The organism is Bradyrhizobium sp. BRP56 (assembly GCF_020194035.1).
GTDB classification, from domain to species: Bacteria; Pseudomonadota; Alphaproteobacteria; order Rhizobiales; family Xanthobacteraceae; genus Bradyrhizobium; species Bradyrhizobium australafricanum.
Window position 1 is genome coordinate 215,913 of sequence record NZ_JADYVV010000001.1, and the last position, 15,263, is coordinate 231,175.

A 15,263-nucleotide genomic window follows, 5' to 3' on the forward strand; every position below is an offset into this window, starting at 1 on the left:
CGGCCCGCGTCAGAGCAACTCGGCCTGCCGGCTGCGGCCGGCCGATTTCGCCCTGCCGCGCGGCCGGGTGGCGGCGGCCGCGGCATCGTCGGCGCCGGCCAGCACGAGTTGCGCGACGAAACCGGCATATTCGGCGCGGGTCATCGGCCCGCCCTCGCGAAACCACATGTAATGCCAGTTCAGCATGCCGAAGACGCTCATCGTCAGCGGCTTGAGCAGGCGCTTGTGCTTCGCCGCCGGCACGGCGGCGGCGAGTGCGTCCGACATGATCCCGACCAGGATCCGCTCGCTTGCGAGCAGCGGCTGCTGCTTGTCCTTCGGCAACAGCTTGAGACTTGAGATCTGGACCTGATGTTCGGCGTCGGCATGCCGGTAGAGCTCGAGCAGGGTCGCAACGATCGTCCTGAAGCGCGCGACCGGATCGCCGGCCTGTGCGCTCGCCTTGCGGACCGCCGCCACCAGTTTCGCGAGATGCGACGACAGGATATCGAACAGGATCGCTTCCTTGTCGGGATAATAGTGATAGAGCAGCGCCTTCGAGACCCCGCAGGCATCGGCGATGGTATTCATCGACGTGCCGACATATCCCGACGCGGCAAACAGCTCGGCCGAGCGATGCAGCATCGAGAGGCGCTTGTCGTCATAGTCCTTGGCGCGCGATCGGGCCATGTCTTGTCCGTTTCACCAGGCGGCCGTTCGGCCATCGTCCAGAGATGTCAGTCAATAGTCGCAAGGTTCCGGGACCACAGCCCCGCCTCCGAACCGCTATTTATTGACCATCCGGTCGGACAATTCCATAAGCCCGGCGATCGGGCAACATTGCCCGGAATGAATTTTCCTGGCGCCGCGTCGCGAGAGCATCTCTCTGCTGCAAATCGCCTCGCCATGCGCGTCTAATTGCAAAGTTCGCGGCGCCGCCGAGTTTCGCGCGCGTCCCGAACAGGAGCGTGTTATCGTTCATCGAACGGCTCGGAATGCGAAGGAGGCTCTGGGTGCGGACATCCTCTTGGCTCCACGTCCTTCGTCGCGCGGCCCGTCGGCTGAAGAGATGGCAGCGGCGGCTGGCGCGCGCTGCCAACCCGGACGGCAAGGACATGCACGAACTCTTTCTGTTTGGTCCTCACGGCTGATCGCTCGTTGCCGCGACGCATGCCAAATCGAGACCGCGGCAGATGTGATCCTTCGCGACGCTGACGTCAGTCTGCCCACGCCGCACATGTCGTGCGGCAGGATCACGCACAGAGCGATAGCATGACAGCGCCCGCTTTGCCGGTGCGCGCCGACGAGGAACGGCGGCTCGCATCCTTCGCGCGCGTCTAGAGCCCCGTTCCGATGGAATCGGAACGGGGCTCTAGATTCTAGTTTTTGACGCGCTTTCCTGCCGCGAACCGGCGTCCACTTCGCTCGAGAAAGCTCTAGCTGCCGAAGCCGGCCGGAATGAACGCCGGCAGCTTCTCCTCGATGAAGTGCTTGACCTCGGGTGAATTGAAGACCTGGATGAAGGCCTTCAGGCGCGGATCGTCCTTCTTGTCCGGCCGCGCGGCAAAGCGCAGCACGAGACCGTCATCGACCGTGCGGTCGATCACCAGCGCCGACTTTGGATCACCGCCGGCCGGTATCAGATAGGTGATGTTGACGAGCGCAAGCGTAACGTCATCGAGCGACCGGTAAGTCTGCGCCGGATCGAGCTCGACGATCTTCAGGTTCTTGGGATTTTCGATGATATCAAACCGGCTCACCGAAAAACCCTTGCCCGCCGCCAGCTTGATCAGTCCGGCGCGTTCGAGCAGGATCAAGCCACGCGCGCCGTTGAGCGGCTCGTTCGGGATCGCAACGCTGTCGCCGGACTTGATCTCCTCGAGCGACTTGATCTTCTTCGAAAACAGCCCAACAGGCGCGATCACGCCGACCTTGTCGACCTGGACCAGGTTGAAGCCGCGCTGCTTGTTCTGGATCGCGAGATAGGTGGCGTGCTGGAACAGGTTGGCGTCGACATCGCCGCTGTTCACCACCTCGTTCAACGCGACCCAGTCCGACAGCTCGACGATCTTGACGTCCTGCCCCTTGTCCTTGGCGAGCTTGGCGGCAAAGCCAGCCAGCTGACCGACCGGGCCGGCGCTGGTCGCAATCTTGAGAGGTTCGTCCGCAACGGCGGCCGCAGTCATGGCAAGCAGCACGCCAGCTGCCTGCGCCAGGCGCAACAATGTCTTCATGGTCTCGGTTTCAACTCCGTCTTCAGGGATCGATCAGGCCGCCTTGCGGCCGCTGCTTCCCGCCTCAGCATCAGTCAATGCCTGGGTGAGGTCGGCGAGGATGTCGTCGGGATGCTCGATGCCGACCGAAAGCCTGATGTAGCCGGGCGTCACGCCTGCCGCGAGCTGCTCTGCGCCGCTCAGTTGCTGATGGGTGGTCGATGCCGGATGGATCGCCAGCGAGCGCGCATCGCCGATATTGGCGACGTGATAGAACAGTTTCAGCGCATCGATGAAACGACGGCCGGTCTCGACGCCCCCCTTCAGCTCGAAGCCGACCAGCCCGCCATAGCCGCCCTTCAGATAGAGATCGGCGCGGCGCCGGTCCTCCCCGCTCTGCAGTCCGGGGAAGATCACGTGCGAAACGGCGGGATGTCGTGCCAAGAAATTCGCGACCTTGATCGCGTTCTCGTTGTGCTGACGCAGCCGCAGGGGCAAGGTCTCGAGTCCCTGGATGAACTGAAATGCGTTCTGGGGAGCGACCGCGGCACCGAGATCGCGCAGCAGCTTCACGCGTGCGCGCAGGATGTAGGCGATTGGACCGAGCGGCTTGGCTGCCTCGGTCCAGATCGCGCCGTGATAGGCATCGTCCGGCTGCGTCAGCAGCGGGAAGCGCTCGGCGTGCGCCGCCCAGTCGAAATTTCCGCCATCGATGATCGCTCCGCCAATCGACGTGCCGTGGCCGCCGATATACTTTGTCGCGGAATAGACGACGATCGCTGCGCCGTGCTCGAACGGGCGCGCAATGAGCGGGACGGCGGTGTTGTCGAGAATCAGCGGCACGCCGAGCGAACGGCCGATATCCGCGACTTCCCTGATCGGGAAGACGTTGAGCTTGGGGTTCGGCAGCGTCTCGGCGAAATAGGCCCGGGTCTTCGCATCGGTCGCCCGGCGGAAGTTTTCCGGATCGGTCGGATCGACGAAGCGAACCTCGATGCCGAACTGCTTCAGCGTCTGCGACAGCAGCGTCCAGGTGCCGCCGTACAGATCGGTCGATGAGACGATATTGTCGCCGGCTTGCGCGATGTTGAAGATCGCGTAAGCCGTCGCCGACTGGCCCGACGCCACGGCCAGCGCGCCAACGCCGCCTTCCAGCGCGGCCAGGCGCTCCTCGAACGCGTCAGCCGTCGGATTCTTGATCCTGGTGTAGATCTGTCCGATCGCCTCCAGGGCGAACAGCCGCGATGCGTGATCGGTATTCTCGAATTGAAAGGACGTCGTTTGGTAGATCGGAACGGCGACGGCGCCGGTCGCCGGGTCGGACCGGTACGATCCGCCATGCAAGGCGAGCGTCTCGACATTCTTGGTTTCGATCGGCATCTCGAAAATCTCCTGAAATCCGTGGACCCAGCATCAAAAGGCAAAGAATGATGCGCAGCCGCGTCCACGACTGTCGAGACGTCGGCGAAAATAGCGATGAGCGTGCTGGCGGCGCGTCTGATGCCGTCGCTAATTTTTCAGCCGCTGCGCCGATCGCGTAACATTTGTTTCACTGCGCCGCCGTGTTGAACGGATCAGCGGAGCTGATGAGTCATCTGCCGATCGCGCCTGCAAATCAGTACGCAATGTCGCGCATACCGTCATTTCGAACAGCACGACGACGTCGAACAAACGAATCTCTGCTGCGCCGGATCGGAGACGGAGCACGATTTTGATCCTGTCTCTCCGAATAGAAAATAAAGCCGCGCAGCGGACGTGATAAATCACCTCTCAGTCCTCAATTGGCGGAATCGCGCGATGACCAGACCGAAGGAACTTCGCTTCAACGCGTTCAACATGATGGCGCCGAGCCACAACTGGGCCGGTCTCTGGTCGCATCCGCGCGACACTTCACTTAACTACAACTCGATCGACTATTGGGTCGACTACGCCAGAACCGCCGAACGCGGCCTGCTCGACGGCATCTTCCTCGCCGACGTCTTTGGTATCTATGACGTCTACGGCAGCAGTCCTGACACCGCGCTGCGTCACGCCGTTCAATTGCCGAACGCCGAGCCGACCCTGCTCGTCTCCGCCATGGCTTACGCAACGAAGCATCTCGGCTTCGGCATCACATCCAACCTCACCTACGAGCATCCCTACCAGTTCGCCCGCCGCTTCTCGACGCTCGATCATCTCACTCGCGGGCGGATCGGCTGGAACATCGTCACCGGCTATCTCGATAGCGGCGCCCGTGGAATGGGTCTTGAGGCCAACCGCGCGCATGATGAACGCTACGAGGCGGCCGAAGAATTCCTCACGGCGGCCTACGAGCTGTGGGAAGGCAGCTGGGAGGACGGCGCGGTTCGCCGTGACCGGACAGCGCGCGTGTTCACTGATCCGGCAAAGATCCACAATGTGCGGCACCAGGGACTTCATTACCAGGTCGACGGCATCCACCTCGCCGAACCCTCGCCACAGCGCACACCGTTGCTGTATCAGGCGGGAACCTCAAAGCGCGGCCGCGCCTTCGCCGCGCGGCACGCGGAGGCGATCTTCCTCAACGGCCAGACCAGGCCCATTCTGGCCCGCGCCGTACGCGAGATCAGGGAAGCGGCCAAGGCGTTCGGACGAGATCTCTATGATATCCGCCTGTTCGCCGGCGCGACCGTGATCGTTGCCCCGACGCGCGCGGAGGCCAACGATCTGCTCGAGGAGTACGCAGGGTATGTCGATCAAGCCGGCCAGCTGGCTCTGCTCTCGGGCTGGACCGGCATCGACTTCTCGAACTATCGTCCCGATCAGGCGGTACAATATGTCGAGAGCAACGCGATCCAGTCGATGGTCGAGAATTTCACGTTGCGGAGCGAGCGGCCGGTCAAGGTCGGTGATCTCGCGACGCTGAGCCGGATCGGCGCACGCTCGCCATTCGTGGTCGGCTCACCCCAGGACGTGGCCGATGAGCTGATCGCCTGGGCCGACGAAACCGACGTCGACGGCTTCAACCTGTTCCGCCTCGTCGCGCCGGAATCACTGACGTCATTCGTCGACCTCGTCGTGCCGGAATTGCAGTCACGCGGAGTCTACAAGACAGCCTATCGCGAAGGCACGCTCCGCGAGAAGCTGTTCCCCGGACGCGGACCCTATCTTGACGCCACGCATCCCGGCGCCGGCTTCCGCCGCGCCTCGACGGCAGCGCGCACCGAAGCCGCCGAATAGATCGGCCTGGAAACCTCCTGGCGATGGGCGATCAACGCCCGTCACCAGGTTGCGATGTAGGTGCCCTTGAAGCGTTTCTCGAGGAATGCCTTGACCTCCTCGGAATGGTAGGCATCGATCAGCTGCTTGACCCAGGGCTTGTCCTTGTCCGCCTCGCGCACGGCCACGATGTTGACCCACGGGCCATCGGCCGCCTCGCGGGCAATTGCATCGGTGGCCGGATTGAGTCCGGCCTGAACCGCATAATTGTTGTTGATCGAGACCAGGTCGACATCCTGCAGGGAACGCGGCAGCTGCGCGGCATCAAGCTCGACGAAGCGCAGATGCTTCGGGTTGTCAGTGATGTCGGCAATGGTCGACGCGACGTCGTTGGGGTCCTTGAGCTTGATCACGCCGTGCAGCGCAAGGATCATCAGGCCGCGCGCGCCATTGGAAGGATCGTTGGCGATCGCCACCCGCCCGCCATCCGGAAGATCGGCCAGCTTCTTGTATTTCAACGAGTAGACACCCTGCGGCGACGCAATCGTATTGGCGACCTTGACGATCTTCCAGCCGGTCTTCGATATCTGGTTCTTCAAATAAGGCTCGTGCTGGAACGAATTGGCCTCGAGATCCCCGAGCGCGAGCGCCTGGTTCGGGATCACATAGTCGGTGAATTCGACGACCTTGATATCGATCCCGCGGCCGGCCGCCACCTTCTTGACGACTTCAAGGATCTCCGCGTGGGGTCCGGCGGTGACGCCGACCCGGATGGTCTCGGCCCTGGCGGTGCCGATCAAAAATGCTACGGCGGCAACCGCCGTCATCAAGATGCGCATGGCTCTTCCTCAACAGTCAGGTCGGCGACTACCAGCTCGGCAACACCGCGCCCTTGAACTTGGTGAGCACAAATTCCTTGATCTCGGGCGTGTGGTAACTATCGACCAGGATCTTGACCCACGGCTTGTCCTTGTCGGCGGAGCGAACCGCAATCAGATTGACGTATGGCCCTTTCGGATCCTCGCGCAGGATCGGATCCTTGACCGGATCGAGACCGGCCTGTGTCGCATAGTTGGTGTTGATGACCGCCGCATCGACATCGTCGAGCGCCCGGGGCGCCTGGGCTGCGTCGACCTCGACGAATTTCAGGTTTTTGGGATTGTCGGCGATGTCGATAACGGTCGGCTTGAAGCCGACGTCGCTCTTCAGCTTGATTGCGCCCTTGTCGCGCAGCAGGAGCAGCGCCCGGCCGCCGTTGGTCGGATCATTGGGAATTGAGACCTTGGCTCCGTCAGGAACGTCGGCCCAGCTCTTGTGCTTGCGCGAATAGACGCCGATCGGAAAATTGACCGTCAGTCCCACCTGCTCGATCTTGTAGCCGCGATCGGCTTTCTGGTTGTCCAGATAAGGCTGGTTCTGAAACGAGTTGGCCTGGATGTCGCCGGCGTCGAGCGCCGCGTTCGGAACGACATAGTCGGAGAACTCGATAAGCTGAAGCTCGAGCCCGCTCTTCGCCGCGATCGGTTTCACGGCCTCAAGGATTTGTGCATGCGGCCCGGGCGTCACGCCGATCTTGATCGTTTCTGCCGCGGCGGCGGTCGACCAGATCGCAACAGCGCCTGCAAGAGCGAAAATGGATCGAAGCAACATCTTGGTCTCCATGGAACTGAACTCGCTATCAAGCTCATCGCCCGCGCCGGGGACGAAATCAATGAAATGAGAATCCAAATTTTTCCCGATGACGAGTCGCCGCTGCTGCGGCCGCGATGAAAAGAGAATGGAGCCGGCCGGGCATCTTGGCGCAGCGAGCGACTTATCTGCTGATGCCAGCTGCAACGCGCAGAAAAAAATGTTTTTCTCGCGGACTTCGCTTGCAGAGAAGATTGCACTCGTTCGGACGACTTCTCCGCGATTGCCTCCGGCGCACCGATTGCACACAAATGGCAACAGATCGAACCGGCTAAGGACGACGTGCCATGCCCATCTTTGCCCGCCTCATCCCGCAAGCGCAGGCCGCATCATCGGCGACTGCGATGTCGCGCCGTCTTGCTGTCGCCGCCATCGGGCTGCTTGCGATGACCTCGCTGGTTCGGCCTGCGGCCGCCGAGGAAATCCGGATCGGCTACCAGAAATCGTCGACGCTGACCGCGATCCTGAAGACCAACGGCGCGTTGGAGAAGGCGTTGGCGCCGCTCGGCATCACCGTGTCATGGCACGAGTTCACGAGCGGCCTGCCGCTGCTCGAGGCCATCAATGTCGGCAGCATCGATTTCGGAGCCGACGTCGCCGACACCGTGCCGATCTTCGCCCAGGCCGCCGGCGCCAAGCTCGCTTACGTCGCCGAGGAGGCCGCCTCTCCATCGGCGCAGGCGATCCTGGTGCCGAAGGATTCCGCGATCAAGTCGCCGGCCGATCTCAAGGGCAAGAAGGTCGCGGTCACCAAGGGCGCGGGCAGCCACTTCCTGCTGCTTGCGGTACTTGCCAAGGCCGGACTGTCCTTCAAGGACATCACGCTGGCCTATCTGACGCCGGCCGATGGCCGCGCGGCATTCGTCAGCGGCAATGTCGATGCCTGGGTCGCCTGGGATCCGTTCCTCAGCAGCGCGCAACGCCAGTCCGGCGCGCGCATTTTGACCGACGGCAGCGGCGGGCTCGCAAGCTACAAGCGCTACTATCTCGCGTCGGCCGCCTTCGCCGAAAAGCGGGCCGATGCACTGAATGTCATCTTTGCCAGGCTGGTCGAAACCGGCACCTGGGTCAAAGCCAACCCGAACGAGGCCGCGGCGCTGCTCGCCGGCCTGTGGGGCATCGACGCCGCCACGGTGGAGGAGGCCAACAGCCACCGCTCCTACAAGGTCGGCGTGGTCACCGCGGCCGGCCTCTCCGAGCAGCAGAAGATCGCCGATACCTTCACGGCCGAAGGTCTGCTGCCACGCAAGGTCGATACCGGCGACGTCAAGATCTGGGCGCCGAAGGGATCGTGACGCCGCCGCACCTTTAGCGGTGGCGCAGCCGGCGATTGACGCGGCGCGCCAAGTAGTCGCCGGCGGTCTGGACGGTTTGAACCAGCGCGATCAGAACGACGACGACCGCCAGCATCATTTCGGGCATGAAGCGCTGATAGCCGTAGCGAATGCCGAGGTCGCCGAGGCCGCCGCCTCCGACGGCCCCGACCATTGCAGAGTAGCCAAGCAGGCTGACCACCGCGAGCGTCAGGGCCAGCACCAGGCCCGGCAAAGCCTCCGGGATCAGGACCTTGAACACGATCTGCAGCGGGCTCGCACCGAACGAGGACGCCGTCTCGATCAGACCGGCATCGACCTCGCGGATCGCCGCCTCGACCAGACGGGCGATGAACGGCGTTGCCGCGATGGTGAGCGGCACAATTGCCGCGCCCGATCCGATCGAGGTGCCGGCAATCAGCCGCGTGAAAGGAATGATCGCAACCACCAGGATGATGAACGGCGTCGAGCGGGCCGCATTGACGATGACGCCGAGCACGCCATTGGCTGATGGCGCGGCGAACAGCTCCCCTTTCCGGCTGGTCGCCAGGAAGACGCCAAGCGGCAGGCCCAGCGCGGTCGCAACTAGCGCGGCCACCGAGACCATGAAAAGGCTCTCGCCCGTGGCCTGAACGATCAGGTTGATGAGTTCACGCGACATAGCCGAGACGCTCCACCAGAATGTCATGCTGAGAAAGATAGGCCAGGGCCTGCCTGGCCGCGGCTTCACCGCCGGGAATGCCAAGGATCAGCGAACCCACGTGCCGGCTGCCGATCTCGTCGATGCGGGCCGACAGCAGCGCCACGTCATGGGACAGCTCGCGCGAAAGCCGCGCCACCACGGTGTCGCCGGCTTCAGTGCCGCGCACCTGCACGCGAAGGACCACCTGCCCGCCGGCAACCGGCTGCGGCGAAAGGCGGCTCGCCAGCGAGACCGGAACACTGTCCCCGATCACCTCGGAAAGGAACGCCTGCGTGACCGGATGCCGGGGATGCGTGAAGATTTCCGCGACATGACCTCGCTCGACGACCTGGCCGCCGTCGATCACCGCAACCTCCTTGGCGAGCTGGCGGACAACCGACATCTCGTGGGTGATCAGCACGATCGTGACCCCGAGCTCGCGATTGATGTTGGCCAGCAGATCCAGAATCGCGCGCGTGGTCTGCGGATCGAGCGCCGACGTCGCCTCGTCGGACAACAGCACATTCGGCCGAGTCGCCAGCGCGCGGGCGATGCCGATGCGCTGCTTCTGGCCGCCGGACAATTCCGAGGGATAACGATCGTACTTGTCGGCAATGCCGACGAGCTCGAGCAGCTCGGCCACACGGACGGCGATGTCGGCCCTGGACCAGCCGGCGATCTCGAGCGGCAAGGCAATATTGTCCGCCGCCGTCCGCGACGACAGCAGGTTGAAGTGCTGGAAGATCATGCCGATCGAGCGCTGCGCCAGGCGCAGCTCGCGACCGGCAAGCGCCGAGATCTCGCTGTTATCGACGACGACGCGGCCGCTCGACGGCTTCTCAAGCCCGTTGATGAGGCGGACGAGGCTCGATTTGCCGGCGCCGGAGCGGCCGATCACGCCGGTGATCGAGCCGCGCGGGATCGCGAAGTCGATCGCCTGCAAGGCATGCACGCTCGGCTTGTCGCGATAGGCCGGATAGACCTTCGAGACGGCCTCGAAGCGGATCATGGCATCGCTCGCGCCTGATGCGAGCGGAATGGGCGGCAGCGGCGCAACAGGCTGCGCCGTCGTCAGGGATTGATGTACATTCATTCAGTCGGTCCAATTGGGAAATGGCTTCGGTCGCCGGGCGCAGCCCGGGCTCAATGACCAAAGAGCAGATAGCTGCGGTCGATGCCGCGGAGATCGCGCGTCTCGTCGGTCCAGCCGACCGCGCGGCGGTAGCTACCCAACGCGGTCGTCTGCCGCAGCGCGACCACATCGGTCGGACTTGGCTCCTCCGCATAAGGCGACACGTAAAGCGCGTCCTCGGGACAATACAATTCGCAGAGGAAACAGGTCTGGCAATCGCCCTGACGGGCGATCACCGGGATCCCCTCCGTCTTGTCGAAGACGTTGGTGGGGCAGACATTCACGCAAATGTCGCAGGACGTGCAGCGCTCGGCGTCGATCACCTCGATCATTCCGCGGCCTCTGCGTAGCTGGCATCGGCATGCGGCCGCACCGTGGTCCAGACCTCGTCCAAGCCGCCGCTCGTCACGTAATGGCGTTGGCGGTCGTCCTGATCGGGATAGTCGTCGCGGCGATGCATGCCGCGGCTTTCGTTCCGCGCCAGCGCGCTGCGGTACATCCAGCGCGACGTCGCCAGCATGGCCGCGCTCTCGCGGGCACGCAGCAGATCGTCCTTGCTCGCCGCATCGGCCGATGATGCTTCGACCCACGCCGCATCCAGCCGCTCGAGGGCGCCTTCAAGACGCGAGGCGTGCCGGAAGTAGTTCAGCTCATACGGATAGACTTCGTCCTGGACCGCCTTTGCCAGCGCGGCGGGCTCAAACGCGCGACCCGCATTGCTCCGGAACGCGACGGTGCCGGCGGACGCCAGTCGTCGCTGACGCGCCGGGCCCAGCTGCCTTGCATAGCCAGCAGCGCCCCATCCGGCCCAGGTCCCCGATGACATCGCCCAGGCGGCGTTGTGGCTGCCGCCGCCGGTGAAGCCGCCGCAGATCAATTCGCGCGTCGCTGCATCACCGGCGGCATAGAGCCCGGGCACGCTGGTGGCGCAGCTGTCGTCGACAATGCGCAGGCCGCCGGTGCCGCGCACGGTGCCTTCGAGCCGCAAGGTGACGGAAAAACGCTCCCTGAAAGGATCGATGCCGGTGCGATCGAACGGCAGGAAGAAATTCGGCTGCGACGCGCGCATGTGACGCTGCACGTCGTCGTCGGCCTTGTCGAGGCGCGCGTAAACCGGCCCCTGAAGCAACGCGCGCGCAATCGCCGATCGCCCGCCCTTGGATGCCGCACCGGGAACGACGCTGCCGTCCTCGTAGCTGAAGGTCGCCCAGCCATAAAACAGCGTCTTGGTCACGGAGCCGAACGCCGGCGAGATCGCATAAGGATTCGAGAATTCCATGCTGCTGAACTCGGCCCCGACCTCCGCGGCCATCAAATAGCCGTCTCCGGTCAGCACATTCGATCCCAGCGTCTTGCTCAGGAACGCGCAGCCGCCGGTCGCGATGACGACAGCCTTGGCGCGCACGATCCAGCGATCGTGCTTCTGGCGGCGCACCCCGCTGGCTCCCGCAACCGAGCCGTCGTCATCCACCAGCAGTTCGAGCGCCGGACTGTGATCGAGAATGGTGACGCCGGCCTGCTTGGTGCGCTTGCGCATCAGGCGCATGTATTCCGGCCCCTGCAGCGAGTTGCGCTGCGACGTGCCGCTGTCGTCGACCGGGTAAGGGTAACCCCAGGCGGCCAGACGATTGCTGTCCTCGTAGGTCTGGTCGAGCACGCGCGCCATCCAGCGGCGATCCTGCAGATGCCCGCCCATCTTTTCGCGATTGGCCATCGCGGCCTCGCGCAGCCCCGGCTTGGGATCAACATACCAAACGCCGGTGCCGGCAGCCGCGGTGGCACCCGACGTGCCGCAAAATCCCTTGTCGGCGAGCACGACGCGCGCGCCGCGCTCCACGGCGCTCACCGCGGCCCACGTGCCCGCCGGTCCGCCGCCGATCACCAGCACGTCAGCGTCGAATTCGACCGAGCCGCCTGGCGCGGTTCGCTGTTCGGCGCGTCGCTCGTGGACTGTCATGGTTCAGTTTCTCCGGGCGGCACCGATTGCTTGCAACGCGCCGCAACAGCATCGTTACGCGCGCAGTCTGCCCTGGCAATTTCAGATATTTGCGCAGACTTGGACGAAGCTTCCCCTGCCGCGGCACGTGGCAGAATATTCATGCGGCGGCGGAGGGGATGTTCCGCTCATCGCAGAAGATCGACACCGGATTTGTTCGCAGATCGCGCAGCGGAGACGGATATTTCTTTTTGCATGCACGCGCCGGCCGTTCGTTTTCATGTGGCCTGACAGGCGATACTTCGTGAGTCGTCTCACCTCAATGCGGGGCAGCCATGTCCGATCGTCAGCTTCATCTCAATGTCAATCTGCTGCACTCCGGCGTCTATGCGTCGGCGTGGCGGCTGCCCGAAAGCGATCCTCGCGCCTGCTTCGACGTCGGCCATTATGTGCGCGTAGCTGAGATCGCCGAGCGCGGCAAGCTCGATGCGATCTTCCTTGCCGACACACCGGCGATCACCGACCGCATCGACTACCGCTCCTTCATGTCGATGGAACCGACGATCGTGCTGGCGTCGGTGGCCACGGCGACCAGCCATATCGGGCTGATCGCGACCGCCTCGACCACCTACAACGAGCCGTACAACATCGCGCGCCGCTTCGCGACCCTGGATCTCGCGAGCGGCGGCCGCGCCGGCTGGAATGCGGTGACCACGGCCGACGCGTCGGCCAGCCGCAATTTCGGCCTCAGCAACGTGCTGGAGCACAAGGCCCGCTACGAGCGCGCCAAGGAGTTCGCCGAGGTCGTCCACGCACTGTGGGACAGTTGGGAGGACGACGCCTTCGTCGGCGACAAGTCCTCGGCGCGATTTGTCGATACGTCGAAGGTTCATCCGATCGCGCATAGCGGCGCCCATTACTCCGTGGCCGGTCCACTCAACGTGCCGCGTTCGCCGCAGGGCCGCCCGGTGACCGTGCAGGCCGGCGGCTCGAGCGACGGCCGTGATCTCGCCGCCGCGCAGGCCGAAGCCGTCTTCACGCTAGCCCAGACGATCGAGGAAGGCGTCGCCTATGCGCGCGACCTGCGCGCCCGCGCCGCGGCCTACGGTCGCGCCGGTGACTCCATCGTCATCCTGCCGGGCCTTGCCACCGTGATCGGCAGCACCGAAGCCGAGGCGAAACGGCGGCAGGATGAGCTGTGGGAGCTGGTTCCGATCGAGTACAGCCTCGCGCGTCTCGCCGGCACATTGCAGGTCGATCCTGCGATCCTAGAGCTCGACAAGCCGCTACCCGATCCACTGCCACTGCCGGCCAACGCCAACCACACCATGTTCCAGGGCACGGTGAACCTTGCGCGCCGCGGCAACCTCACCGTCCGGCAATTGTTGCGGGCACTCGGCGGCGGGGTCGGACACCGGATCATCGTCGGCACGCCCGAGCAGATCGCCAACGACATCGAGGCCTGGTTCAGGGCTGGCGCGGCCGACGGATTCAATCTGATGCCCGACGTGTTGCCGACGGGGCTCGAAATCTTCGTCGACAGCGTGGTGCCGATCCTGCAGCGCCGTGGTCTGTTCCGAACCAATTACGCCGGCACCACCTTGCGTGAGCATTTTGGCTTGCCTCGGCCGATCAGCCGCTTTGCGCGTCAGACGGAAACCGCCGCAACCGCGTGACGCAGCTACCGCGAGCCCGCCAGCAGTGCTCGGGTATCATTTGCAAAAGATGACGCTGCGCGGACGCGCGGGATGATCTCCTTCGCAAAGCACTCCATCTCGGCCTCGAAAGGCTGGAACTGCAGCATGAACAACTCGATGCCTGCGGCATGGAACGCCCCGATTCGGGCGGCCACGTCATCATAGCTGCCGACCAGCCCGGCAGCGGTGCCGCCGTTGCTGCCGACCCGCTCCGACTTCTGCATGGTCTGCATCATCACGACCTTCGGATCGGTGTTCTGCCGCTGGATCGCCTTCATCGAGGCGTCCTGCCGCGACAGCTCCAGCAGCCGCTCATAGGCGGCCTGGGCCTCGGCCTGCGTCTGGCGCGCGATGACGAAGGCGGACAGCCCGAAGCGAAGCGGCGCCGAGGTCCGTGGCCGCGCCGCCACGTCGGCAATGAGGCCCGCGACATCCTCGAGCGGCTGACCGTTGATGAACCAGACGTCGCCGTGGTCGGCGACCAAAGCGCGCGCCGGCTCGGACTCGCCGCCGACATAGATCAATGGTCGCGGTCGGTAGAGGCTCGTCGGCCGCAACAGATAATCGCGGACGTCGAAATGCTCGCCCTTGTAGGTCAACCGCTCGCCCTGCATCAGGCGCGAGACGATCGTGATCCACTCGCGGCCATAGGCGTAACGGGCATCGTGCTCGGCAAAGCCAATGCCGGCCTTGTCGAGCTCGGGCCGGTTCCAGGCATTGACCAGGTTGATCGCGAAGCGTCCGCGGCTGATGTTCTCGATCCCGAGCGCAAGCTTTGCCAGAACCACCGGGTGGTAGAGATAGGGCTTGATGGCCGCGATGATCTCGATCCGGCTGGTCAATGCCGCAACGGCCGCCGCCGCGCTCCAGGCCTCGAGCTGATCGAAATCCTCCTGATGCGGATTGATGGTGTGCTGCGCGATCAGCGTGGAATCGTAGCCCAGGGCTTCGGCGGCAAGCACGAGGTCGCGATTGCGCTCCCACGATGCGTCATACGGTTCCTCCGGATCCTGATAGGCGGCGCGCGACCCATGGACCAGCGCCCAGATGCCAAAGCGAAGCGGTCGTGCCGACATTCTGTCTCTCCGATTTCCCTGACGTTACGTCGGCGTGTTTTCAAAGAAGCACGGCGGCAGATCAAGCAGCGGCGCATCAAAAGATTATCCTTGCCGCGCCGCGCGTGCCGATAAACCAGAAAACTCCGGACGCAGCGACAATTGGAATACGGCTCTATTTCTGTTCGAGAAAATTCATGGGACAGTTTGCGTCGCATGAGCCGTGCGCCCTTTCGAACGACGACGAACCGTCGATCGAGAGAACGGCGAACCATGCCGCGCGATCAATGACGTCCGCGCGCCGTGTTGGATGAGGACCGAACAGACTTGAGCAACCTCGAACAGGCTGCGCCATCAATCGCGTTTGATGCAACGCCGCGCAGCGATCAA

14 protein-coding genes are annotated in these 15,263 nt (G+C 64.0%); 3 read left to right on the top strand and 11 right to left on the bottom strand.

Going from position 1 to position 15,263, the window contains the following annotated elements; all coding sequences use genetic code 11:
• Positions 1–9: 9 nt before the first annotated feature.
• The 4 genes from I6F38_RS00975 to I6F38_RS00990 all read right to left on the bottom strand — a co-directional run bounded on the left by I6F38_RS00975 (position 10) and on the right by I6F38_RS00990 (position 3,959).
• Positions 10–669: a TetR/AcrR family transcriptional regulator gene (locus I6F38_RS00975; RefSeq protein WP_225158698.1), complete on the bottom strand. Its 660-nt coding sequence runs from the start codon at positions 667–669 to the stop codon at positions 10–12.
• 746 nt (positions 670–1,415) lie between these two features.
• A complete protein-coding gene (locus I6F38_RS00980) occupies positions 1,416–2,213 on the bottom strand; it encodes a MetQ/NlpA family ABC transporter substrate-binding protein (protein ID WP_225158699.1) in 798 nt (265 codons plus the stop codon).
• A gap of 33 nt (positions 2,214–2,246) precedes the next feature.
• Positions 2,247–3,572 carry a PLP-dependent transferase gene (locus I6F38_RS00985; protein WP_225158700.1) on the bottom strand — a complete coding sequence of 442 codons (1,326 nt, stop codon included), beginning with the start codon at positions 3,570–3,572 and terminating at the stop codon, positions 2,247–2,249.
• A 129-nt stretch (positions 3,573–3,701) separates the two neighbouring features.
• Positions 3,702–3,959 carry a hypothetical protein gene (locus I6F38_RS00990; RefSeq protein ID WP_225158701.1) on the bottom strand — a complete coding sequence of 86 codons (258 nt, stop codon included), beginning with the start codon at positions 3,957–3,959 and terminating at the stop codon, positions 3,702–3,704.
• 30 nt (positions 3,960–3,989) lie between these two features.
• Here I6F38_RS00990 and I6F38_RS00995 point away from each other — a divergent pair, with 30 nt between their 5' ends.
• Complete coding sequence (locus I6F38_RS00995) at positions 3,990–5,390, top strand: LLM class flavin-dependent oxidoreductase (protein WP_225158702.1); 1,401 nt, start codon at positions 3,990–3,992, stop codon at positions 5,388–5,390.
• A 41-nt stretch (positions 5,391–5,431) separates the two neighbouring features.
• Here I6F38_RS00995 and I6F38_RS01000 read toward each other — a convergent pair whose 3' ends face one another.
• Complete coding sequence (locus tag I6F38_RS01000) at positions 5,432–6,208, bottom strand: MetQ/NlpA family ABC transporter substrate-binding protein (protein ID WP_225158703.1); 777 nt, start codon at positions 6,206–6,208, stop codon at positions 5,432–5,434.
• 28 nt (positions 6,209–6,236) lie between these two features.
• Positions 6,237–7,019 carry a MetQ/NlpA family ABC transporter substrate-binding protein gene (locus tag I6F38_RS01005; protein ID WP_210189584.1) on the bottom strand — a complete coding sequence of 261 codons (783 nt, stop codon included), beginning with the start codon at positions 7,017–7,019 and terminating at the stop codon, positions 6,237–6,239.
• A 326-nt stretch (positions 7,020–7,345) separates the two neighbouring features.
• Between I6F38_RS01005 and I6F38_RS01010 the strand changes: the two genes are divergently transcribed.
• Positions 7,346–8,353: an aliphatic sulfonate ABC transporter substrate-binding protein gene (locus I6F38_RS01010; protein ID WP_225158704.1), complete on the top strand. Its 1,008-nt coding sequence runs from the start codon at positions 7,346–7,348 to the stop codon at positions 8,351–8,353.
• A gap of 13 nt (positions 8,354–8,366) precedes the next feature.
• Here I6F38_RS01010 and I6F38_RS01015 read toward each other — a convergent pair whose 3' ends face one another.
• Genes I6F38_RS01015 through I6F38_RS01030 form a run of 4 tightly spaced genes read right to left on the bottom strand, consistent with a single transcriptional unit; the run spans position 8,367 to position 12,142 of the window.
• Positions 8,367–9,032: a methionine ABC transporter permease gene (locus I6F38_RS01015; protein WP_038382360.1), complete on the bottom strand. Its 666-nt coding sequence runs from the start codon at positions 9,030–9,032 to the stop codon at positions 8,367–8,369.
• Entirely contained in the window at positions 9,022–10,146 is a 1,125-nt protein-coding gene (locus tag I6F38_RS01020; protein ID WP_225158705.1) for a methionine ABC transporter ATP-binding protein, read from the bottom strand. The genes I6F38_RS01015 and I6F38_RS01020 overlap by 11 nt, the downstream gene beginning before the upstream one ends.
• 50 nt (positions 10,147–10,196) lie before the next feature.
• Entirely contained in the window at positions 10,197–10,517 is a 321-nt protein-coding gene (locus I6F38_RS01025; protein ID WP_092081404.1) for a ferredoxin family protein, read from the bottom strand.
• Positions 10,514–12,142: an FAD-binding protein gene (locus I6F38_RS01030; protein WP_225158706.1), complete on the bottom strand. Its 1,629-nt coding sequence runs from the start codon at positions 12,140–12,142 to the stop codon at positions 10,514–10,516. The genes I6F38_RS01025 and I6F38_RS01030 overlap by 4 nt, the downstream gene beginning before the upstream one ends.
• A 314-nt stretch (positions 12,143–12,456) precedes the next feature.
• Here I6F38_RS01030 and I6F38_RS01035 point away from each other — a divergent pair, with 314 nt between their 5' ends.
• Positions 12,457–13,797, top strand: a complete 1,341-nt coding sequence (locus I6F38_RS01035) for an LLM class flavin-dependent oxidoreductase (RefSeq protein WP_225158707.1) — start codon at positions 12,457–12,459, stop codon at positions 13,795–13,797.
• A gap of 5 nt (positions 13,798–13,802) precedes the next feature.
• On the opposite strand, the gene I6F38_RS01040 is transcribed toward I6F38_RS01035, so the two are convergent.
• Positions 13,803–14,894, bottom strand: a complete 1,092-nt coding sequence (locus I6F38_RS01040; protein WP_225158708.1) for an LLM class flavin-dependent oxidoreductase — start codon at positions 14,892–14,894, stop codon at positions 13,803–13,805.
• Positions 14,895–15,263: the final 369 nt, after the last annotated feature.

Bases quoted from the DNA above. Each gene is read 5' to 3' on its own strand.
- I6F38_RS01020 (WP_225158705.1), bottom strand. From the start codon at position 10,146: ATGAATGTACATCAATCCCTGACGACGGCGCAGCCTGTTGCGCCGCTG.
- I6F38_RS01040 (WP_225158708.1), bottom strand. From the start codon at position 14,894: ATGTCGGCACGACCGCTTCGCTTTGGCATCTGGGCGCTGGTCCATGGG.
- I6F38_RS00995 (WP_225158702.1), top strand. From the start codon at position 3,990: ATGACCAGACCGAAGGAACTTCGCTTCAACGCGTTCAACATGATGGCG.
- I6F38_RS01000 (WP_225158703.1), bottom strand. From the start codon at position 6,208: ATGCGCATCTTGATGACGGCGGTTGCCGCCGTAGCATTTTTGATCGGC.
- I6F38_RS01005 (WP_210189584.1), bottom strand. From the start codon at position 7,019: ATGTTGCTTCGATCCATTTTCGCTCTTGCAGGCGCTGTTGCGATCTGG.
- I6F38_RS00985 (WP_225158700.1), bottom strand. From the start codon at position 3,572: ATGCCGATCGAAACCAAGAATGTCGAGACGCTCGCCTTGCATGGCGGA.
- I6F38_RS01010 (WP_225158704.1), top strand. From the start codon at position 7,346: ATGCCCATCTTTGCCCGCCTCATCCCGCAAGCGCAGGCCGCATCATCG.
- I6F38_RS01035 (WP_225158707.1), top strand. From the start codon at position 12,457: ATGTCCGATCGTCAGCTTCATCTCAATGTCAATCTGCTGCACTCCGGC.
- I6F38_RS01025 (WP_092081404.1), bottom strand. From the start codon at position 10,517: ATGATCGAGGTGATCGACGCCGAGCGCTGCACGTCCTGCGACATTTGC.
- I6F38_RS00980 (WP_225158699.1), bottom strand. From the start codon at position 2,213: ATGAAGACATTGTTGCGCCTGGCGCAGGCAGCTGGCGTGCTGCTTGCC.
- I6F38_RS00975 (WP_225158698.1), bottom strand. From the start codon at position 669: ATGGCCCGATCGCGCGCCAAGGACTATGACGACAAGCGCCTCTCGATG.
- I6F38_RS01030 (WP_225158706.1), bottom strand. From the start codon at position 12,142: ATGACAGTCCACGAGCGACGCGCCGAACAGCGAACCGCGCCAGGCGGC.
- I6F38_RS01015 (WP_038382360.1), bottom strand. From the start codon at position 9,032: ATGTCGCGTGAACTCATCAACCTGATCGTTCAGGCCACGGGCGAGAGC.